Raw genomic sequence first — 20,578 nt, forward strand, 5'->3', positions numbered from 1 at the left:
AAAACGAGCGCGGCAGGGTTCGAACCTGCGACCGATTGCTTAGAAGGCAATTGCTCTATCCACTGAGCTACGCGCCCAAAACAAAATCATGGCTCCCAAAAGAGTCATCTAAACTATTATATCGTTTTCGCGTACCAAGAAGCAATCGAAAATTGCAGATTTACTACTAGCAAGGCTAAGATGCTAGTCGCTAGTTAGTTAATCTACACCGAAAACGAAACAGATGGAGTATTGGTTTAGATATATTGAGTTTTCAAAGGGTTATTTGCCTGTTAACGCCACCCTCCTATGGGCGGCTACCTTCGGGAAAGAACTGGCGATCGCTAGGCTCATTTCCACAGTATGCTAGGTAATTTCAGCCTTGCCGATACTGCCAAATGCCATTATATATTCCATATTAAGAGTGCCCCTGTGAGGAGTTTTTGCTAGTGCCATGTTTATTCTCAAACGGCAGGATGTTGAAATATCAAGCATTCAGCACCCAAAAAAGGATCAGCAGGTGCCGATCCTCAGTTATCAAGGGCAGACTTTTCGCTTGATTAGTGTCTTCAAAGCTAGTCAAGAAGAAGAAGCTAGAGCCTTATGGAGAGAATTAACGGATAACCGAGGTAAAGCCTGTGTTTTACTAGAAGAACCCGAACGCTTTAGCGTTTGGGGTAAAATCCGTTTAGAGCAGCTGGATGGTGACACAGGTGGTCATGGCAAAACGGCAATTTTAATCCAAGCCAGTATTTTGCTGTTGCAGGGTGTTTCTATCGACATTGAAGAGTTTTTAGGTGCTAGGCAAGCTGCATTATTTGAAAAAGATATTGCCGAAGTGTTCAAGCAGAAACAATTTCCCCAAGCATCTTCTTTAGAAGCAGTTAAATATTTGGTATCTACTAATCCGTTACCGACAGCCAAAATACCTGATTGGCAAGAAAATCATGTAGTAATTCTGTTACAAGAACTGCATCGATTAGGAAAAGGCTATTTTGGCAACGCTAATTTTACCAAACAAGTGATTTATAAGCTAGAAGATATGCCAGAAGCCGAGCGATCGCTGTTTATCACTTGGCTAAATCAATCGCCACTGGGTAAACTATGGCAGTAACAAAATTCCTGCCAATGACACTTGCTTTTGGTAGCAGATTGTGCATTACTTAGCAGACACAGTGCTAGATATACAGTCCTTTAACTCAAAATACTGCCAGAGTGCATCTACATAATCAAGTTTTATGAATAACTCTTACGAGAATTCGTTCCTTTCTAAATCAATTTTCAACACTCAGAACATTGTCTTAGCTAATATTGGCTGGGCCGTACTGGCACTGCTATACTTTTTGTTGTTTAGTGCCAAAGTTCCCGGAGCAGATGGTATAGAAAGCCGAGCCGAGTGGTATGTGATTGGCACAAATATTTTTGAAGCTTTAGCTTATTTGGCTGCCGGTATCTTATGCTTGAGGAACTGGCTGAGTCCGCAAATCGTCAGTGGTCGAAATGTTTGGCTCTTAATTGGGCTAGGTATGCTTTCCTATTTCATTGGGGGGATAATTTTCGGTTATACCGAAATAGTTTTAAAAGATGAACCGGATGTGTCTGTAGGCGATATATTTTTTGTACTGACTTATCTATTACTTGGCGCAGGCATGATTTTAGCTGTGGCTTCCAGGCGAATCAATCTGGAAAAATGGCAGTGGCTAATTGTGTTAGCAATTGCAGTTTTCGGTAGTTTGTTAGCATGGTGGATTTCTATGCAACAGGAAAAACCCTCAGAACTACTAGTCGCTATTTTGAATTGGTTTTACGTAGTTAGCGATGTAGTTCTGTTAATTATTGCTACCACTCTGCTACTAGCCTTTTGGGGGGGAAGAGTTTCCCAGTCTTGGCGAATGATTGCAGCCGCGGCCTTTTCGCTTTACATTGCAGATATGTGGTTTAAATATGCCCAAGGCCCCAATTATCAAAGTGGAGAGATATTAGAAGTGTTTTGGGTTTTTAGTGGAGTGTTATTTGGCATGGGCGCTGTCTTAGAATATGACGCATCACTAAGACGAACGCGCCGTACCAGTGGACGAAAACGAGCTTAGTAAAGATTTTTGGTATCTACCGTGAGAAAATTAACAGATTCTGACAAACAAGAAATTCTTAAGTTATATCGAGAGACTGCCGAAACAACCTCAACTTTGGCAGACCGCTATGGTGTGAGTAATTCGACAATTAGTCGCCTGCTCAAAAGCACTTTGCCAGAAGATGAGTATGAATACTTAGTCTCCTTAAAGCGGGCTGCGAGAACTCCTGAGGGGAGGGCGCAGGTAAACTACGAGCAGTTACCACTGCTGACTCAACCAGAGCCAGAGATAGAGGTTCCACCCATCGAAACCCCGCCTGTGGAAGTACCAAAGGTTGAGCCACTGCCACGTCGGGTAATTCATGTAGAGCAGGAACTTTACTCAGAGGAAACGGCGGAGTCAATTGCTGCTAGTAGACGAGTGCGGCGACGCCCCTCAGCGACGGAAAAACCAAAGCTCCGAGTCCCGGAGAAATTAGAAACTCCAGAGCCAAAGCCGCCGGAAATAGTCAGCATCCCCATCCCACCACTAAAGAATGAACATCCAGGAGCGGCCGTCATCGCGCAGATGCTGGGCGAAGATTTGCTCGACGAATCAGAGGATTTGGATGATTTAGATGATGATGATTTAGATGATGACGACTTTGAGGAAGAAGACTTTGATGACGATGACCTGGATGACCAAAGACCGTTAGTCACAAAACGTAGACCAGGTGAAGCATCAGTTCAAGTTTTACCTCTGTCGATAGCCAATTTGCCAAAAACTTGCTATTTGGTAATTGACCGTTCTTCGGAATTAATTACCCGTCCTCTCAAAGACTTTGGTGATTTGGGGCAAATTCCTAGCCTAGAAACCCAGCAAAGAACTCTGCCGGTGTTTGATAACCATCGCGTGGCCAAGCGTTTTTCTACGAAGCGCGATCGCGTGATTAAAGTTCCTGATAGTAAAATGCTCCATAAGGCTCGGACTCATTTGCAAGCTAAGGGCATCACACGCCTCTTGATTGATGGTCAGGTCTATTCCTTATCTACGACGGTTTAGAGGTCATGGAGACACCTACTGGCTATGGTGTGGTATTGGTGACAGCTGGCAACATACAGGAGGCAGAAGCAATTGCCAATGCCCTTGTGGAAGCTAAACTCGCGGCTTGTGTGAGTTTGTTACCAATCCACTCAATTTACACCTGGCAAGGGGAACTGCATAAAGAGCAAGAATGGCAATTAGTGATTAAAACTGATTTGGCGCAATTTCCGGCAATGGAGGCCAAAATTAAGGAACTGCACTCTTATGAAGTGCCAGAAATAATTGCTTTACCAATTGTTGCTGGTTCTCAAGCCTACTTACAGTGGATTTCTCAGCAAGTTAAAAGTAAAGAGTGAGAAATTGGAATTTCCATAACTCCTCATTCCTCACTCTCAACTACTAACTCTAAGCGTAAACAGCCCTTGCAAAACGCTCTGCTAAGTAAATAATGTCCTGTCTACGAGCAATTTGGTTCATCCATTGTTTAGGAATATTTTCCACGCCGTAATAAATTCCTGCTAACCCACCAGTGACGGCGGCGGTAGTATCGGTATCTCCGCCTAAGTTGACAGCTTTCAGCACTGCTTCAGAATAAGACGAGCTATTTAACAAACACCACAGGGATGACTCTAAGGTATCAATCACATAGCCACCAGAATTAATCTCTTCCACTGGTACCTTAGCAATCTCACCACTGAAAATTCTGCCAAAATGCGGCTTCTCTAATAAAAATTCTCGCACAGAATAAATTGTTTGGATATCTTGCAATCCTTGTAAATAAGCTGTTTGCGGGTCAGCGCCTTCCAAGAGCGCCACTGCAATACTAATATAAATGCCACAGGCCATTTGCGATCGCGCATGAGCATGAGTAATTGCTGAAACATCATGCACCCGCGCCAGCAATTCGCCTAAAGTGAAGTTTCTATGACAATAAGCCATCGGCAAGATTCTCATCAACGAACCATTGCCATTACTATTTTCAACCTTACCACCCGCCTGATGGGGAACAACTCCCTGTTTCAGGCGCATAATTGCTGTGTGGGTAGTTTGACCAATATCAAAGACATCGCCACGGGGAGTCCAGTAAGCCTCCTTGTACCAGCGCCAGAAGGAATTGGCTATAGCATCCAACGAATACCCCCTACAAAGGCATTCTGCCAAGCAAAAGCTTAAGGAACTGTCATCTGACCAAGTTCCTGGTGGTTGATTCCATGTGCCATAACCCTGCATCGTTGTCACTGGAGATTTTACTCGTTCAGCACGGCTAGTAAACTCCACCGGCACACCCAACGCATCACCGACACATAAACCCATCAAACCAGATAACGTTTTTGCAGCGGTTAGCATTATTCAATCTCCACAAAAATTGCTCAAAATTAACTTTATAGATTCCCTCTCTAGCTTGTTGCAACAGATGTTACAGCCTACTTTTCATCATCTGTGAAAAGCTCGGCAAAAAATTGTTAACCAGGTATTTTATTTACCATCTCACGACTTAGTTTTAGTTCCAAATATTGTGCCAGTTTTAAAAGCGTCTATTTTTGGAACAAAGAACCCAGATGAAAAGACATTGAATATAATTATAACAGCTTATTTATCATTTTTAGGGATAGCTAACCTGTAAGGGCTATGCATGAATGGCAACATTAATTTAATAAAATATGAAAAATGTTTGGAACATTCTTATACAACTTTCGACTTGGAATATATAAGTAAAAAATACAAAATTTGGTAAAAGTTATGAAGTGCTTACTAAAGTCTTTCATGACAATTTCTGCATTATCTTCTTTAATAATTGCTCCTCTTGTTCTATCAGTTGGTCAAGCTTCTGCTGAAACCAAAAAAGGTACTGATGCTAGCTATGTTGGTGCTGGTGTCGCAGCTGGTGTTACTAGTGGTGAACAAGGTATAGGATTACTATTTGATTTTTGAACGAAATTAAGTATTGTAGAGTGTGTTAGAACGGAGTTCGTAACGCACTATGAACACGAGTTTGATGCCGTACTCTCTGTGCTAACACATCCTACGTATATTTTCTCCAAATCAAACCGGATTCCTATATTAACGATGATGCTACATTTGGTGGTAATGTCACAGGCCGCGTGAAATTAGGAACTACGCCATTTTCTGCACGCGGTAATGTCCTTTGGAGTGATAAAACAAGTGCGATTATCCCAGAACTTTCTGTGGATGTGCCTATCGCTAATAGAACTAATGCCTATTTAACTGGTGGTTATTCTTTTGTAGAAAAAGATGGCTCACCAACTCCCATAGGTAACAAAGATTCCGTTGTGCTAGGTGCTGGTGTTGAATCAGAAGTTGCTAACAATTTCCTCGTCTACACTAACGCCAAGGTAGGAATTGGTGCCTACCAAAATAGCGATACTCCTGCTGTTAGCATTAATGGTGGTTTGGGCTATCGCTTCAAATAAAAGATTATTGAGTCCTCAGTCAGTTTATACTTTACTTAAGTACTCAGGACGGGCTAAACGCCCCGCTACCGCTAACAGCACTTAAAACTCACTACTTCAAAAAGCTGGTTTTGTTAAGTGTTACATCACTGACAAAGCCTGCTTTTGCCGTGGTAAAATTAAACTATTCCTCATTATTCCGGCCGGATTACCGGGGATAAAATAGCCGAAGGGTGCTGATTCGGCGTCTACTAATGCTTTATTGAGAATACTATACAAGTCTAATGGTTAAATCTGCTCCTTCCCCCATCGCAACCCGTAAGCCTTCCAAAGTAGAAGGAATCAAGGAAAATAGTAATTTTTTGCGTGAACCTGTAGCAACTGAAATCCTTCAAGACACTACCCATTTTACTGAAAATGCGGTGCAGCTTTTGAAGTTTCACGGTTCTTACCAGCAGGATAATCGTGACAACCGCACCAAGGGACAGGAAAAAGATTACCAGTTTATGTTGCGGACAAAAAATCCGGGTGGTTTAGTACCGCCGCAGCTGTATCTGGCTTTAGATAAAATCGCTGATGAGTATGGCAACCACACGTTACGAGCAACTACCCGTCAAGGTTTCCAATTGCACGGAATTTTAAAGAAGAATCTTAAATCAGCGATCGCCACCATTGTCAAGAACCTGGGTTCGACTTTAGGAGCTTGCGGCGACATCAACCGCAATGTGATGGCACCACCAGCCCCTTTTAAGAATCGCCCAGAGTATCAGTACGCTTGGGAGTATGCCCAGAATATTGCTGACTTGCTGACAGCGCAAACAGGCGCTTATTACGAAATTTGGTTAGATGGGGAAAAGGCAATTAGTGCTGAAGAGAACCCAGAGGTAAAGGCAGCCCGACAACGCAATGGGAATGGCACAATTATTCATGACAACGAAGAACCGATTTATGGCACGTACTATATGCCTCGCAAGTTTAAAATTTGCGTGACGGTGCCAGGGGATAATTCCATTGATTTGTATTCTCAAGACCTGACGTTGGTAGTGATTACCAATAAGAAGAAGCAATTAGAAGGATTTAATATTTTTGCTGGTGGTGGTTTAGGTAGAACCCACGGTAAAGAAGAAACTTTCGCTAGGTTAGCAGACCCCATCGGTTATGTGGCGAAAGATGACGTTTACAACATTGTGAAAGCGATTGTTGCGACCCAAAGAGATTATGGCGATCGCACTGATCGTCGTCATGCCAGATTAAAATATTTAATAAACGAATGGGGCGTAGATAAATTCCGTACTCAAGTTGAAGAATATTTCGGTAAACCAGTCGAAGCCTTCAAACCACTGCCGGAGTTTAAATATTATGACTTCCTCGGCTGGAACGAACAAGGTGATGGCAAACTATTTTTAGGAATTTCCATTGACAATGGTCGAATCAAAGATGAAGGTTCGTTTCAACTGAAAACTGCTTTGCGGGAAATTATCGAGCAGTTTAATTTGTCCATCCGTCTGACAGCGAACCACAACCTGATATTTTACGATATCGAACCAGATAGCAAGCAAGCTATTCAAGACATTCTCAGCCGTCACGGCGTCGGAGACGACCCTAGTAAAATCGAACCTTTAGTACGGTATGCAATGGCTTGTCCGGCTTTGCCCACTTGCGGCTTGGCAATTACAGAATCAGAACGGGCAATACCAGGCATTTTGGAAAGAGTTCGCGCCCTTTTAAATAAAGTGGGTTTACAAAATGAGCATTTTGTGATAAGGATGACAGGATGCCCCAACGGTTGCGCTCGTCCCTACTTAGCAGAATTGGGCTTTGTGGGTAGCGCTCCAGAATCTTACCAATTATGGTTAGGGGGTTCGCCAAATCAGACTCGACTGGCACAACCTTACACAGAGAAGCTGCACCATAATGACTTAGAAATCTTCTTAGAGCCAATTTTTGTTTACTTTAAGAAATCTCGAAAATCGAAGGAAAAATTCGGTGATTTTTGCGATCGCGTTGGTTTTGATGCCATCCGCGAGTTTGCTGCTAGCTACGATCCTAACAGCGCTAATGGTGCAAACAAATCGCGCCATCGGGTGAATTTGAAAGAAGAGGTCTATAGCAAGTTGAAGGAAATAGCAGAAAGCCAAGGTAAGCCCATGACTCAGTTAGTGACTGAAGCGCTAGAAGCCTACTTCCAGAATCTTTCGTAAGCTGAAAAATTGAAGATAATGAAATTAAAGAGAGACACAGATAAATCTATCTGTGTCTTTCTCGCGTAAATCCTAATACAGTTAGGTAACACATCCACAGGAAAACTGAACTATGGTAACAACAGCAAAATTCGCAGAAACTAGGGATGTGCTGCAAAATATCAGCTGGCAGACGTTCAAAGCTATGCTGGCAGATATGGGATCTGAGCGAAATAAAAGGCTAGCTTATGACAACGGAATAGTAGAAATTATGACTCCGCTAATGCCGCACGAGAATTCAAACCGTCTCATCGAAGGTTTTGTTCTTGTGCTGTGTGAAGAATTTGGTTTAGAAGTTAAAAGCGCTGGCTCGTTGACTATGACGCGGGATGATTTGGAGCAAGGAGGCGAGCCGGACAGTAGTTACTATATCCAAAATGAATTGTTAGTCCGCAACAAAGAAAATATTGACCTCAATACAGATCCACCACCAGACATAGTACTGGAAGTGGAATATTCCAGACCCAAGATAGACAAGTTAAGCCTTTATGCTTCAATGGGAGTCCCAGAATTCTGGCGCTATAACGGAAATATCTTGAGGATCTATACCCTTAACAGTGGGCAATACTCGCAAAGCGATCGCAGTCCAACTTTTGCGCCTGTACTGGTGACGGAGATTCCCCGATTTATCCAAGAAAGCAAGAAACTTGGACAAATAGCAGCAACTCGTGCTTTCCGTACCTGGGTTAGACAACAGATATCTACAGCAGGGCAATAATTTATTAAGAAAAATGTCTCAACTGCAACGAATAGCGATCGCACCCTCCCAACTCCAGCAAGGGCAAATTTTGCTCACAAAAGAACAACAGCATTATTTAAGGCGTGTGTTGCGCTTGCGTGAAGGCGATCGCTTTATTGCAATGGATGGTAAAGGAAAATGGTGGTTAGCGCAGTTAGCAGGGGAACAAGCACGGGTTTTAGAAGCGCTTTTGGTAGAAACAGAATTACCTGTATCAATTACGCTGATGGTGGCGTTGCCCAAAGGCAATGGATTTGATGAAGTGGTGCGGTGTTGTACAGAGTTGGGAGTAACTTGTATTGCACCAGTATTGAGCGATCGCACTTTGCTTCATCCTAGCCCTCAAAAGCTGGAACGTTGGCGGCGCATCGCTGCGGAAGCCGCAGAGCAATCAGAACGCTCATTTGTACCAACAATTTTAGAGCCTGTTACTTTTAACACTGCTGTTACCGCTAATCAGACAATTCACAGTTACATTTGCGAGGCCCGTGGAGAGTATCCCCATTTAAAAAAAGTGCTGAATAGCATCTCTGACGAGATTGTTATTGCTACTGGCCCAGAGGGGGGATGGACAACACAAGAAATCGAGAATGCGATCGCATTTGGATTTCAGCCTGTTTCCCTTGGTCGCCGCATCCTGAGAGCAGTTACAGCCCCAGTCGTAGCATTATCCTTGATTACCGCAGCTTGTGAAGTATAAATGATTTATAGCTCACGCAAAAGTGATTTTGCGCGAGACATTGATCCAGTGGATTGAAACATGATTGAGCAAGTTGCGATCGCCTTTGAGCATAAAGATTATCAAACAGCTGCTAAATTACTCAAACAGCTGTTAGTAGAATCACCAGAACATCCTTGGGTACAATTTTATCTCGGCCGGCTGCATGAAGTATCTGGAAAGCACCAGGATGCAGAAAAAGTTTATCGGCAACTGCTGCGGGATACGAGGAATAGTAGAATAGTTACCCTCGCACGCGAAGGTTTGCGACGGCTACAAGAAATGGAAATAGAAGAAAGACAAAGAGCCATTTCTCAAGCAACAACCCAAGCAAGTGACATTGAACTTGGCGTACTAGTTTTAGAGCCACTCAGTAACGAACTCAAAACAGAAGCGTCTCGAAAATTTGCCCAAATTATGCAGCTAGACCCCTATACTGCACGCCTGGTACTGCCAAGTCGTGGCTGGAGGTTGTACCGCATTGGCCCAGTGGGAGAACTAAAATTTTACGGGAAACAGTTACAACAGGCTGGCATTGCTTGCTTTTGGGCAACAATAGCTCAAATTCAACAAATTCAAGTTTATCAAGTCAAATATTTCCAAGCATCTACCCCACAAGCTACTGTTGTTTGCTGTAATGAGACAAATCAACTTGGTTCTCTTACCTTTGACTGGTCAGAAGTAACAGCAAAAGTAGTGGGACTGTTACCTATTTTTGAACAAGTTGTAGATGTTGATGCCCGCCGTAAACTGGAATGGAAAACTCAAACACAAGACTATGCTCAGTTTTGTGATTTACACATACCTGGTAGACGTTCCATTCTCCGAATTTATGATAACGGCTATGAATTCCAGCAAGGGTTAAAAATTATTCCTCAAGCTAGCCAAAATACAATCAGAATTAATTGGAATAGTTTATCAAGTTGGATTGACCAGCAACTACCTGAAGTCAAAATCTGGTCAGATTTCACGTCTTTTGCAGATACAACATTAGATCAGACAGAAATACTGGGCCATATTAAGTCTCACATTGATTTGTTGCGTAGAGAAGAGACTAATTGGGACTCAGCATTTCATTTATATAGTGGACTGGTGTTTGTTAAAGATGCCAATTAGTTATACTAATAAACTATCTCACTCAAACTTAAAAGATACAGTTGTAGTGGAGAAAATTAAGCGATCGCTCCTACTTTGGAGAGTTCCCCCATCTACAACTGGTAAACTTGTCTTAGTATTGCGTATTCACACTTAACTAGGACTTACGCAAAAATTGCTAAAAAGCTTAATTTCTCGAACCGCCAAGACGCCAAGAGCGCCGAGAATTCGTAGAGTGTGCGTAAGTCCTATTAACTCATCAATAGTATAGAGACGCGAAATTTCGCGTCTCTGTGATTTAACCAGGGGTTTTAACCTGACGTGCCATGTCTAAGTAAGCGCTCATATTCGCCCCTGGACGCCGACGACCATTAGAGCTAGTCGCTGAAGGAGAGAGATATTTAGGCGCAAAGGTAGTTTCCTTTGGCTCCTCTTTGAGAACTTTGGCTGCTGCGGCTTTTGCCTTTTTACCAGGTTCAACTTTAAGACCCTCAGCAGTCTGAACTAGCGTAACATCGGCTGGTTTAGGATTTTTAGCTGGTTTTTCCTTAGTTTTAGCTGCGGCGGTTTTTGTTCCGTTCAATGAAGCTGGCTTGGATGCTTCTGGTGCTTTTGGTGCTTCTGAACCACCAATTGTTGCCGTTACTTTTTTAGCATTCGATACAACTGTCTCTGCTACTTTCTTCGCGTTCGATGCCACTTCTTGAGCAGCATCTTTAGCAGCATCTTTGGCTTCATCCAATTCCAAGAAGTAGCCGTTGCTTTTCTTCTTTCCTCGTAACAGTCCAGTAACGAAATCCAAAATACCTGAAATTAACTTTTTGATAAAATCCATTACAATTACTCCTGCCTTTTACCTTTTATATTTGAAACTCGACCGTAATTGTTAAAAATTACGATAAAATGTTACATTTTTTACTTTGCGTCACCTCATTCTGGTGACAACCCTTATAGGTTTGTCTTTAATCAACATTGTAGTAAAACTATAGGGCAAATCTTCTTTTGCAAGCACTTGCGACCTGTATACACCGAGAACTAATTATTAAATTTTACTGTAACTAAGAGCAAGATTCTGAAACCTGGCTTTACAAAAATTAACATTTCTTTGTTTGAAAATTGCTGATTGAAGAAAAGCAAGCGCTTTACTTTCAACCAGTGGGGGGAGTGTCATAGCCTGTTGGCAAATGGCGCTGGCTATAAGTTAAATTTTATACGAACTCTTGTTGGGAGCATTTCAGTTTTGCAAAAATGTCTTTTAAAGACTCCGAAAAGCAAGAGCTTCAGTTTGTAGAGCAGTATGTACCTACAAAAGTGAAATATACCTGTTAATTCAGCCAAATTTTGTAAATGAACATTGAAAATCAACAACGCAATCCCGTTTTGTTAATACACGGAATTGACGACACAGAGGCAGTTTTCCATAAAATGGCGGCTCAGTTAAGACTACAGGGTTGGTCTGTATATTCTCTCGATCTCTTACCTAATAATGGTAATGTAGGTCTTGATAAGTTGGCAAAACAAGTAGCAGATTATGTTACAGCCACCTTTGCACCAGAACAATGTCTGGATTTAGTAGGCTTCAGTATGGGAGGAATTGTCAGCCGTTACTATGTCCAGCGATTGGGAGGAATTAACCGCGTTCAGAGATTTATCACAATTTCTTCGCCCCATAATGGAACTGTGGTTGCTTATGGTTCCGGGCGTCCTGGTTGCGTGCAAATGCGCCCTGACAGCATTTTTCTTAAAGATTTAAATTCTGATGCTGAGATGTTAAAACAGCTGAACTTTACATCTATCTGGACACCTTATGATTTGATGATTGTCCCAGCGAATAGTTCACAAATGTCTGTAGGAAGCGAAGTCATAGTACCAGTTGCTCTACACCCTTGGATGTTGACAGACCCCAGGAGTTTAGCGGTAGTTAAAGCAGCTTTAGCAGAGGATATTAAGCTGCCTTTACTTAAAAAAGCATCCAGTCAGTAGCTAAAATGCTTACCATACTGGATTTATTTATCTTTAAATTACGTTAGATAGCGCAGCGTCAAAACAAGCGTCATTACGAATTTCTCAAGTCCTATCCCCAATTTGTGTATGTTCGTAACTTCCAAAAATCGCCTCTGGGTGACGATAATACTTGAACTCCATGAGGTTATAAAAAGGATCTTCTAAAAAGAAAGTGCGATGCTCAAGAGGAGAGCCAACAAAGCGGTTTTTGGTTTCCTCACGAAAAAGTAGCTGTTTTTGTTGTGCCTTTGTTAGTAAATCTTCCCAGTCACTTTCTTGGGTAAAAATTAGCCCAAAGTGTCTAGGATATATACTCTGTTGCGGTGTTAAGAGTTCTTTGGTGACATGAGCCACTAATTGATGACCGTAGAGATTAAGAATCAGGGCGTGATGGTTTTCACGACCAGGAATGCAGCCCAACCCATCCACGTAATATGCTTTTGTTTGGGCAATATCGGTTACAGGGAAAGCAAGATGGAATAAAGTTTGCGTCATAGCTTGTGTGGAAAAGACTAGTACCGCAAGGCGGAAGTCAAAAGGAGCCAGTGCGCCCTTGCGGCTTTGCCGACTTGTTCGCGCAGCGTCTCCGACAGGAGAAGCAACTGGCGTTCAAAAGTTTTGTATATTAAGACATTTGCAAGTTTTAAAATTGTAGCTTTATTTACGCCACGCTGTACTACTAGTAGTTGATGCTATCTATAATTTATGCTGTTAATCTTGATTGTGGTCAACTTGAACACAGTTTTAATTGGCATTAACTTATATACTTTATCCTTATGAATAAGATTGGGGACTGAGTACTATTTCAGCCTAGAAATTGCTTTGAGTATGTTACGTACTCGAAGAGTCCACTCAACTAAACAGAAGTTTTGCATTTTGTTTAATCCACGTTCTTTAATCAATATTGCAGTGTCTATCTAAGACATTGTTTATCGTTTTACACTCAGGTTTCAGGGTGATGCCTACGAAATTTAGTTAATAATACAAATATATTACTTTAACTGCGGAGGTGCCATAAATGAAGCGCTAGGGGTAACAAATTAGTTATTCTGTTGATATTCAGACAAAATTACTCATTGATTAATTGCTGATGTCATCCTTAATTGATTCTGTTAATCCCTGGTTGGTGGCAATAGGATTAAACACAATTCTATTGGGTTTAGCTTGGATTGCTCCGAAAAAGCTGCTTACCCCTGCTGGATTATTCCACGCCTGGTTTCTGGCCATCCTAATTTGGGTAACTCTGGGTTGGCAAGGATATGCAGTAGTAATGTTCTATTTTCTCGTTGGTTCTGGCGTTACCCGCATCGGAATGGCGCAGAAGGAGGCTGAAGGAATTGCCGAAAAACGCTCTGGGGCAAGAGGCCCAGAAAATGTTTGGGGTTCAGCTTTGACTGGGGCGCTGTGTGCGTTAGGAGTAGGGATAATAAATTCGGGATTTATTGTACCTAGTTCCCAATCTTTAATCCCCAATCCCCAGTCCCTATTATTGTTAGCCTATGTAGCTAGTTTCAGTACCAAGCTGGCTGACACTACTGCTAGTGAAGTTGGTAAAGCCTATGGTAAAAGCACCTTTCTCATTACTACACTCAAACCAGTGCCTCGCGGTACAGAAGGGGCAGTAAGTTTAGAGGGGACTTTAGCCGGGATTGTGGCTTCTGTAGCGATCGCATTTGTTGGTTGGGGAGTTGGTTTAATTGATTTATTAGGAGTAGCTTGGTGTGTACTCGCAGCATTTATTGCCACTAACTTAGAAAGTGTGATTGGGGCAACATTGCAATCTAAGTATACCTGGCTGACTAATGAGGTCGTAAACATTTTTAATACATTAATCGGTGCGATCGCATCTGTGCTACTTGCCTGGACATGGATAAGTATAATTAAGTAGACAGGTGAGAATAAAGGGTTACTTATTAAGATGCCGCATGGCAAGGGTTTCCCATCTCAGTTGCTATGAATTTGGTAACAAAAGCAACCCAGTAGTTTGAGTTGAGCAACTGGCAAGAAACAATTCTTAATATGTTTTGCTTTATTTTCGCCTATTTAGCTACCTTATTACTGCTCTGAATTTATAAAGATTTGGTTACACAACTGGTTTTGCTTTATAACTGATATTTTAAATCCTGTTCTGTCCGCACTAGACCGTAAAAGTAATTATGGGAAATTATTTTATTTACTAGTTATATAATTTTTTGACCATTTAGATGTAATTAGTTCATAAAATCTTCATCATATTTAATCATCAATGACCAAATACTTTTTATATGATTTAATTTAAAAGTCTTATAAATACTTAACCATTTTTACATAGTTAATTCATGGAATCTTTATCATTTTTGACAATCAATGACAAAACAATTTCTATTGAGTCAGCAGTAAAGTACCTGCAAGCCTCTGGAAAACTGGGACAGTTCATTGGGGATATTCTCCGTCAGTACGTAATTGAAGAAGAAATACGAACACGAGACGATATTGAGATTGGTACAGCAGTAACTGAACAGGCAATTATTGACTTTAGGCTGAAAAACCAACTGATTGACCCCCAAAGTTTTCAAGAATGGTTAAAAGCCAACAACACAGATTATGCTACCTTTCACACATCAGTAGCTTTTGGTTACAAGTTAGAAAAGCTAAAAGCTGTAGTGACCCAAGCAAAAATCCCAGAATATTTTATTGAACGCAAAATTTTTTTGGATCGGGTGGTACTTTCTCGGATTGTTGTTGATAATCGAGAATTGGCAGACGAACTACACACCCAAATTGAAGAAGGAGGTAGTTTTGAGCAACTAGCTAAAGAGTATTCCCTTTCAGATGACCGAATTGTGAACGGCATGATGGGAATAGTCAGCCGAGGAACTATGCCGGATATATTACGGGCAGCTATTGATGTGGCCAGTCCCGGACAATTGATCGGCCCAATAGAAATCGTTGGCAAAGACTCTCCCCAAGGAGAAGGGCCTTATGGTTTGTTTCGAGTAGAACAATTTCTGCCAGCGTCTTTAGAAGATACTCAACTAAATCTTGCACTACAAAATGAGTTGTTTGAGAAATGGCTAGCAGAGAAAATTCAAAAACTGACAGTCAAATTACAAGTGAGTTAAATATTCTGGATAATGAATCTTTACGATTAAAAGTGCTAGCTTCTTTGCCTTGGAATCAGCCACCGTTATGTTGGCTGACTCCCGAACAACAATCCCGATTGGAAAAGGAGTCCCAAACTCGTCAGTATCGTCTTGGAGAGAAAATCTGGTCAAACGATGTTGGCGGTTACCAATTCTTAATTGTGGCTGGAAAAGTCCGCTTACGAGAAGAGGGCGTTGGCAAACCAATAGCCGCCCTAGATGCGGGGGATTGGTTTGGTGACTTCCAAAAGCTATCTGGAGATTTTAAAGCTGTAGCTGCTAGTAAAGAAGTAGTAGTAGTGTGTTGGCATACAGCGTTGTGGGCAGAATTTTCTAACCCACAAATTCAGGAATTCTGGCAAGTGTTACCAGTAGACGTAGAGAGAGAGAAAGACACATTTTCCTTTTCTTCCACTCCTTCATTAGCGCCAGCCTCAGAGGGAACTTCTAGCCCCCACAGCCTCCAACCCCAAAGAGGACTTCCAGCTGCCAATTTGATCGTCTCAAATTATCCTTTTGTTGCCAGTTGGAACACTGCTGCTGCATGTTTAACAATGGTGGCGCAACAGTTAGAAAATTCTGTGCAACTGGAATGGGTACAGCGCCAACTCAGAGGACAACGCCCAAAACAGGTTGTAGAAGCAGGAGAAAAGTTAGGGTTAGTGTTGCGGCGGTTACAAGTGAGTTGGGGTGAGTTGCGACAGTTGTCATTTCCAGCTTTACTACTGTGGAATTCTGACTCACCCCAGAGTCCATCTTGGGTAGTGGCTTATGGAGTTAAAGGCGATCGCCTCATTATCGCTAACCCTCTAAATCCCGATCGCATTTGTGAAAGCTTACCGCAGTCAATAGTTGAAGCATCTTGGGATGGGCGATTGTGGCAAGTAGAACTGATATCCCAGCAAGAAAAATTTAACCTCAGTTGGTTCACCCCAGCAGTTTGGAAGTATAAGGGATTGCTTACAGAAGTATTGTTAGCATCTTTTACCTTGCAGCTTTTGGGGTTAACAACACCACTAATTACGCAAGTCGTTATTGATAAAGTGATGGTGCAGGAGAGTTTGCCGACTCTTGACGTAATGGCGATCGCACTTTTGTTCGTAGCCATATTTGAGTCCGTACTTGGGATTCTGCGCTTATTTATCTTTACCCATACAGCTCGTCGTCTGGATTTAAGTTTATCAGCACAGCTATTTCGCCATCTGATGCGTCTGCCATTAGCTTATTTTGAGTCGCGGCGCGTCGGAGACACAGTAGCACGAGTCCAAGAACTCGAACAAATACGTCAATTTCTCACAGGTACAGCATTAACTGTGATTCTGGATAGCATCTTTGCTGTGGTGTACCTAGCATTGATGTTTTACTATAATATCCCACTCACCTTTGTGGCTTTAGCAGTACTGCCGCTATTTGCCACATTAACGATAGTTGCAACACCAATTCTGCGTAACTGGCTCAACGAAACCTTTAACCGGAGTGCTGATAGTCAATCGTTTCTAGTAGAGACAATCACTGGAATTCACTCCGTTAAAGCCCATGCAGCCGAACCAGTAGCCCGCGATCGCTGGGAAGGCTTATTTGCTCGCTTCATTCGCACAGGTTTTAAAGCTTCTACCACCTCTAATATCAGCAGCAATATTGGTGACTTTCTTACCAATTTTTCCACTCTGCTGATTCTCTGGTTTGGCGCTAAGTTAGTTATCGAACAAAAGCTCACAGTTGGACAGCTTGTTGCCTTTCAAATGCTCTCTGGTAGAGTTACAGGCCCGCTTTTGCGCTTAGTACAGTTGTGGCAAAACCTCCAACAAGTGCTACTTTCTGTAGATCGCATTGGTGATATTCTCAACGTCTCTCCAGAAGCTGAACTGGGAACCGGTCTAGTTTTACCACCCCTAAAAGGACAAGTCACTTTCGAGCAAGTATTTTTCCGCTACCGGCCCAACTTTGAAGCAATTCTGCGGGGAATCTCTTTCAATGCCGAACCAGGGCAATTTGTTGGCATTGTCGGACGTAGCGGTTCTGGTAAAAGTACTCTGTCTAAGCTATTACAACGCCTCTATCAAATTGAATCAGGACGTATCCTTATTGATGGTTTTGATATAAAAAGTGCCGATTTAGCGTCACTGCGGCAACAAGTTAGTGTAGTTCTCCAAGAAGACTTTTTATTTAACGGTTCTATTTTGGAAAATATCACTCTCGGTAGTCCCGACATTACCGCAGAGCAAGTAGTAGAAGCGGCAAGACTAGCAGTAGCCCACGATTTCATCAGTCAATTACCCTACGGTTACGAAACCAATGTGGGTGAACGCGGTACTGCTTTATCTGGCGGACAGAGACAACGTATTGCTTTAGCAAGGCTATTTCTTTCTCAAGCGCCGATTTTAGTTTTAGATGAAGCTACAAGCGCTTTGGATAGTGAAACTGAACAACAAGTACTGCAAAACCTGCAAAAAATTTCTGCTAATCGTACCGTGTTTTTAATTGCTCACCGCTTTGCCCCTCTCAAACGTGCTGATTTGATTTTGGTATTGGAGCAAGGCGTGATTGCCGAACGTGGTACTCACTCACAATTGTTGCAACAAAAGGGTTTGTATTGGTCACTATATCAACGGCAGCAAGCAAATATTTAACTAACAGGACTTACGCACAGGTAACGGAAAATCGAACCACAGAGGCACAGAGAACACGGAGGAATAAGAGTTTGAGAGGTATTTTGCGTAAGTCCTGACTAACTCAAAGCTTGTGGCTACATAAAAAATAAACGTCTTGAAAGCCGCTTAAGAATAGTTTTTGGCGAATGAAGTATAATTTCATTCGCCATTTTAATTTTGATGGTTTTGATAATTACCCTCGCTCCAGTTTGAGTAGTGTAAATAATTTTATAAGCAGCGATCGCAGTTGTTTTAAAGGTAGTAACAGTCATAACGTTTTCTTCTCATTGGGTTAGTATCCATTAACACACCCTAAATATTTAATATTCAATTGATGGATTTACTCTTAATAAAAACCACAGTTGTCAAAACATTTTTTGGTAATAAAATTAGCATTTTCTTATGAAATTTCATAGTAATTATTGACAATGGGGCTTTTTCACATATTGAATTTTTCTGAGCGAGATTTTAAAGCTTCAAACTGTCAAAAAATGATTGCTATCTTTGAGAAAAAACACCTATGCTCATTGATGATGTTAAGAACAATGTGTTGTCAACTCAACAGCTAAATGCCACTTCAATTTCCTCATTAGATAGCTTTAATACGAAAGATAGCCACAGCCTCAACTTTAGCAGAAGTAATAGCTATAACTCAGATGATGCTGATGTACACTTGCTAAATAATGGTGACTCCAAAAATAGCAATAACGCTACTAAAAATGCTTTTAACGCTCAAAATTATAACTCCACCAATGGCTATGGCTTAATTAATGGAGCAGCAGCAGTAGCTAGAGCTATTGGTCAGAATACCTTTGCTGATGTTCCTGCTCTTGGTGGCAATAATTGGGGAGCAGACCTTGTGAAAGCACCAGAAGTCTGGGCGCATGGATACACAGGGCAAGGCGTTGTTGTTGCTGTTGTAGATACTGGGGTTGACTATAACCACGAGGATTTAAAAAATAATATCTGGACGAATACCAAAGAAATTGCGGGTAACGGTATAGATGATGATGGCAATGGCTATGTTGATGATAATTATGGGTGGAACTTTGCCGATAAAAACAACAACACCCTAGATAACAATGGTCATGGCACTCATGTTTCTGGCACGATCGCCGGAGAAAATAATAATTACGGTGTCACTGGTATTGCATACAATGCCAAAATTATGCCCGTCAAAGTTTTAGATAGCTCTGGCTCTGGTTCCTATAGTTCCATATCTAAAGGTATTCGCTACGCTGTGGATAATGGAGCTAATGTGATTAACCTCAGTTTAGGAGGCGCATCTTCCAATCGTGCTTTAGAGTCAGCCATTGACTACGCCAGCAGCAAAGGAGTAATTGTCGTCATGGCAGCAGGTAATAATGGTGACTCATCACCAGACTATCCCGCCAGCTATGCATCCAAGTCGGGAATTGCCGTTGGGGCTGTAGATAAAAATAATAGTCTGGCCGACTTCTCTAACCGCTCTGGAACAAATGAAATTTCTTATGTTACAGCCCCAGGAGTCAAGGTTTATTCATCACTTCCAAATAATCAATATGCCACTTATAGCGGCACGTCTATGGCTGCTCCCCATGTTGCTGGTATAGTTGCCCTGATGCTTAGTGCTAACCCCAACTTGACTGATGCCCAAGTCCGTCAGATTGTGGCAGAAACCTCAGAGAATAGTACACAAAGTACACAAAGTACAAATAGTTCAAATATTTCTAGTTCTATGCCGAGTCAGGCGATGTCTACGACGAGCCACGCCTACGCAGACACAGCAGAAAATAGTTCACAAAGTACAATCTCTAGTTTCTCTAATTTTAAGATTTCCAATGTTAGTTCTCTAGCAAAGCAGGTGATTTCTAGCAATAATTTGCTAGCTAGGAACGCAACAGCCGAAAATTATCTTACATCACAGACATTTTCTAGTTTTAATAGTTTCAATTTTGGTTCTCTAATCGGTCAAGGGATTATAAAAACAGCGCAATATCTAACACCAGACACTATTTCTCGTTTTAATAGTTATGATGTCGGTTCTTTAATCGGTCAGGGGATTACAAAAACAGCAGAATATCTAACACCAGACACTATTTCTCATTTTAATAATTATAAAGTGCTAAAGGGCAATGTCAACAAAATTCTTTCATAAGTACGCTCAAAGGTTCTATAGCCAGACCGTAAACTAACTCGATACCGACCATCGGGACGGATACAGATAGCTTCTAATTCTGTGTCAGTTTGTATAGCATTTCCTAAGTAATCTGCTAACAGACGAGGTACTTGCTCGTTACCACCACGAATGGTGTAACGTTCATCGCTTTCACCGTAGACTGAGAATGTATCGGTGTTAGTACCAATTAAAAACACCAGATTCAAACACGATTGTTCTGCTGCTTCTCGTCCATACTCAGTAGTATAGGCAACATACAGCATTTTTTGCAGAATGGGATTAATTTTTGCTTGTTCTAAATACTCTGCAATGGAGGTATTATCTAAATAGGACTTACGCACTGTACAAAATAACTATCTTGTGCAT

At 41.7% G+C, this 20,578-nt stretch carries 19 protein-coding genes, 1 tRNA gene and 1 pseudogene; 15 read left to right on the forward strand and 6 right to left on the reverse strand.

Going from position 1 to position 20,578, the window contains the following annotated elements; genetic code table 11:
• Positions 1-4: 4 nt before the first annotated feature.
• Positions 5-77 (reverse strand) — tRNA-Arg (locus tag CDC33_RS05855).
• Between the two features lie 356 nt (positions 78-433).
• Between CDC33_RS05855 and CDC33_RS05860 the strand changes: the two genes are divergently transcribed.
• From CDC33_RS05860 to cutA, 4 genes are all read left to right on the forward strand, one after another.
• Positions 434-1,093: an Npun_F0813 family protein gene (locus CDC33_RS05860; protein ID WP_109007685.1), complete on the forward strand. Its 660-nt coding sequence runs from the start codon at positions 434-436 to the stop codon at positions 1,091-1,093.
• 124 nt (positions 1,094-1,217) lie between these two features.
• Positions 1,218-2,069, forward strand: coding sequence for a hypothetical protein (locus CDC33_RS05865; protein WP_109007686.1), 852 nt, complete (start codon positions 1,218-1,220; stop codon positions 2,067-2,069).
• 21 nt (positions 2,070-2,090) lie between these two features.
• Positions 2,091-3,092 (forward strand): helix-turn-helix domain-containing protein, encoded by a 1,002-nt coding sequence (locus CDC33_RS38360; protein ID WP_181373903.1) that lies wholly within the window; start codon positions 2,091-2,093, stop codon positions 3,090-3,092.
• 5 nt (positions 3,093-3,097) lie between these two features.
• Positions 3,098-3,430 (forward strand): divalent-cation tolerance protein CutA, encoded by a 333-nt coding sequence (gene cutA / locus CDC33_RS05880; protein ID WP_109007688.1) that lies wholly within the window; start codon positions 3,098-3,100, stop codon positions 3,428-3,430.
• Between the two features lie 49 nt (positions 3,431-3,479).
• On the opposite strand, the gene CDC33_RS05885 is transcribed toward cutA, so the two are convergent.
• The gene (locus tag CDC33_RS05885; protein ID WP_109007689.1) at positions 3,480-4,421 is read right to left on the reverse strand and encodes an ADP-ribosylglycohydrolase family protein; all 942 of its coding nucleotides are present in this window, start codon (positions 4,419-4,421) and stop codon (positions 3,480-3,482) included.
• Between the two features lie 417 nt (positions 4,422-4,838).
• Here CDC33_RS05885 and CDC33_RS05890 point away from each other — a divergent pair, with 417 nt between their 5' ends.
• The 6 genes and pseudogenes from CDC33_RS05890 (at position 4,839) to CDC33_RS05915 (ending at position 10,298) form a co-directional block, all read left to right on the forward strand.
• Positions 4,839-5,006 (forward strand): hypothetical protein, encoded by a 168-nt coding sequence (locus CDC33_RS05890; protein ID WP_219930114.1) that lies wholly within the window; start codon positions 4,839-4,841, stop codon positions 5,004-5,006.
• A gap of 131 nt (positions 5,007-5,137) precedes the next feature.
• Positions 5,138-5,506: pseudogene (locus CDC33_RS05895) on the forward strand (hypothetical protein); the annotation flags it as partial.
• Positions 5,507-5,769: 263 nt separating this feature from the next.
• On the forward strand, positions 5,770-7,686 hold the full coding sequence (gene sir / locus CDC33_RS05900) for a sulfite reductase, ferredoxin dependent (RefSeq protein ID WP_109007691.1): 1,917 nt from the start codon (positions 5,770-5,772) through the stop codon (positions 7,684-7,686).
• 112 nt (positions 7,687-7,798) lie between these two features.
• Entirely contained in the window at positions 7,799-8,443 is a 645-nt protein-coding gene (locus tag CDC33_RS05905) for a Uma2 family endonuclease (protein WP_109007692.1), read from the forward strand.
• Positions 8,444-8,456: 13 nt separating this feature from the next.
• A complete protein-coding gene (locus CDC33_RS05910) occupies positions 8,457-9,164 on the forward strand; it encodes a 16S rRNA (uracil(1498)-N(3))-methyltransferase (RefSeq protein ID WP_109007693.1) in 708 nt (235 codons plus the stop codon).
• 60 nt (positions 9,165-9,224) lie between these two features.
• Positions 9,225-10,298 (forward strand): tetratricopeptide repeat protein, encoded by a 1,074-nt coding sequence (locus CDC33_RS05915; protein WP_109007694.1) that lies wholly within the window; start codon positions 9,225-9,227, stop codon positions 10,296-10,298.
• Between the two features lie 277 nt (positions 10,299-10,575).
• Here CDC33_RS05915 and CDC33_RS05920 read toward each other — a convergent pair whose 3' ends face one another.
• Positions 10,576-11,112 (reverse strand): hypothetical protein, encoded by a 537-nt coding sequence (locus CDC33_RS05920; RefSeq protein WP_109007695.1) that lies wholly within the window; start codon positions 11,110-11,112, stop codon positions 10,576-10,578.
• Between the two features lie 512 nt (positions 11,113-11,624).
• On the opposite strand from CDC33_RS05920, the gene CDC33_RS05925 reads away from it, so the two are divergent.
• Positions 11,625-12,260: an esterase/lipase family protein gene (locus tag CDC33_RS05925; protein WP_109007696.1), complete on the forward strand. Its 636-nt coding sequence runs from the start codon at positions 11,625-11,627 to the stop codon at positions 12,258-12,260.
• Between the two features lie 84 nt (positions 12,261-12,344).
• Here the strand turns inward: CDC33_RS05925 and CDC33_RS05930 are convergent, their stop codons facing one another.
• Positions 12,345-12,776: a VOC family protein gene (locus CDC33_RS05930; RefSeq protein WP_109007697.1), complete on the reverse strand. Its 432-nt coding sequence runs from the start codon at positions 12,774-12,776 to the stop codon at positions 12,345-12,347.
• A gap of 595 nt (positions 12,777-13,371) precedes the next feature.
• Here CDC33_RS05930 and CDC33_RS05935 point away from each other — a divergent pair.
• The 3 genes from CDC33_RS05935 (at position 13,372) to CDC33_RS05945 (ending at position 18,033) form a co-directional block, all read left to right on the forward strand.
• On the forward strand, positions 13,372-14,169 hold the full coding sequence (locus CDC33_RS05935; protein ID WP_109007698.1) for a TIGR00297 family protein: 798 nt from the start codon (positions 13,372-13,374) through the stop codon (positions 14,167-14,169).
• 430 nt (positions 14,170-14,599) lie between these two features.
• Positions 14,600-15,382: a peptidylprolyl isomerase gene (locus tag CDC33_RS05940; protein ID WP_109007699.1), complete on the forward strand. Its 783-nt coding sequence runs from the start codon at positions 14,600-14,602 to the stop codon at positions 15,380-15,382.
• Complete coding sequence (locus CDC33_RS05945) at positions 15,331-18,033, forward strand: type I secretion system permease/ATPase (RefSeq protein ID WP_109007700.1); 2,703 nt, start codon at positions 15,331-15,333, stop codon at positions 18,031-18,033. The genes CDC33_RS05940 and CDC33_RS05945 overlap by 52 nt, the downstream gene beginning before the upstream one ends.
• A gap of 116 nt (positions 18,034-18,149) precedes the next feature.
• Here CDC33_RS05945 and CDC33_RS38365 read toward each other — a convergent pair whose 3' ends face one another.
• Entirely contained in the window at positions 18,150-18,326 is a 177-nt protein-coding gene (locus CDC33_RS38365; protein WP_181373904.1) for a hypothetical protein, read from the reverse strand.
• Positions 18,327-18,574: 248 nt separating this feature from the next.
• Between CDC33_RS38365 and CDC33_RS05950 the strand changes: the two genes are divergently transcribed.
• On the forward strand, positions 18,575-20,191 hold the full coding sequence (locus tag CDC33_RS05950; RefSeq protein WP_109007701.1) for a S8 family peptidase: 1,617 nt from the start codon (positions 18,575-18,577) through the stop codon (positions 20,189-20,191).
• Here the strand turns inward: CDC33_RS05950 and CDC33_RS05955 are convergent.
• On the reverse strand, positions 20,149-20,553 hold the full coding sequence (locus tag CDC33_RS05955; protein WP_181373905.1) for an FAD-dependent oxidoreductase: 405 nt from the start codon (positions 20,551-20,553) through the stop codon (positions 20,149-20,151). The two genes, CDC33_RS05950 and CDC33_RS05955, sit on opposite strands and share 43 nt — an antisense overlap.
• Between the last annotated feature and the right edge of the window lie 25 nt (positions 20,554-20,578).

The sequence above is a fragment of the Nostoc commune NIES-4072 genome (assembly GCF_003113895.1).
Lineage (GTDB): Bacteria > Cyanobacteriota > Cyanobacteriia > Cyanobacteriales > Nostocaceae > Nostoc > Nostoc commune.

Coding starts and splice junctions, on each gene's coding strand:
- CDC33_RS05860 (WP_109007685.1), top strand. CDS start 434: ATGTTTATTCTCAAACGGCAGGATGTTGAAATATCAAGCATTCAGCAC.
- CDC33_RS05865 (WP_109007686.1), top strand. CDS start 1,218: ATGAATAACTCTTACGAGAATTCGTTCCTTTCTAAATCAATTTTCAAC.
- cutA (WP_109007688.1), top strand. CDS start 3,098: ATGGAGACACCTACTGGCTATGGTGTGGTATTGGTGACAGCTGGCAAC.
- CDC33_RS05885 (WP_109007689.1), bottom strand. CDS start 4,421: ATGCTAACCGCTGCAAAAACGTTATCTGGTTTGATGGGTTTATGTGTC.
- CDC33_RS05890 (WP_219930114.1), top strand. CDS start 4,839: ATGACAATTTCTGCATTATCTTCTTTAATAATTGCTCCTCTTGTTCTA.
- sir (WP_109007691.1), top strand. CDS start 5,770: ATGGTTAAATCTGCTCCTTCCCCCATCGCAACCCGTAAGCCTTCCAAA.
- CDC33_RS05905 (WP_109007692.1), top strand. CDS start 7,799: ATGGTAACAACAGCAAAATTCGCAGAAACTAGGGATGTGCTGCAAAAT.
- CDC33_RS05910 (WP_109007693.1), top strand. CDS start 8,457: ATGTCTCAACTGCAACGAATAGCGATCGCACCCTCCCAACTCCAGCAA.
- CDC33_RS05915 (WP_109007694.1), top strand. CDS start 9,225: ATGATTGAGCAAGTTGCGATCGCCTTTGAGCATAAAGATTATCAAACA.
- CDC33_RS05920 (WP_109007695.1), bottom strand. CDS start 11,112: ATGGATTTTATCAAAAAGTTAATTTCAGGTATTTTGGATTTCGTTACT.
- CDC33_RS05925 (WP_109007696.1), top strand. CDS start 11,625: ATGAACATTGAAAATCAACAACGCAATCCCGTTTTGTTAATACACGGA.
- CDC33_RS05930 (WP_109007697.1), bottom strand. CDS start 12,776: ATGACGCAAACTTTATTCCATCTTGCTTTCCCTGTAACCGATATTGCC.
- CDC33_RS05935 (WP_109007698.1), top strand. CDS start 13,372: ATGTCATCCTTAATTGATTCTGTTAATCCCTGGTTGGTGGCAATAGGA.
- CDC33_RS05940 (WP_109007699.1), top strand. CDS start 14,600: ATGGAATCTTTATCATTTTTGACAATCAATGACAAAACAATTTCTATT.
- CDC33_RS05945 (WP_109007700.1), top strand. CDS start 15,331: ATGGCTAGCAGAGAAAATTCAAAAACTGACAGTCAAATTACAAGTGAG.
- CDC33_RS38365 (WP_181373904.1), bottom strand. CDS start 18,326: ATGACTGTTACTACCTTTAAAACAACTGCGATCGCTGCTTATAAAATT.
- CDC33_RS05950 (WP_109007701.1), top strand. CDS start 18,575: ATGCTCATTGATGATGTTAAGAACAATGTGTTGTCAACTCAACAGCTA.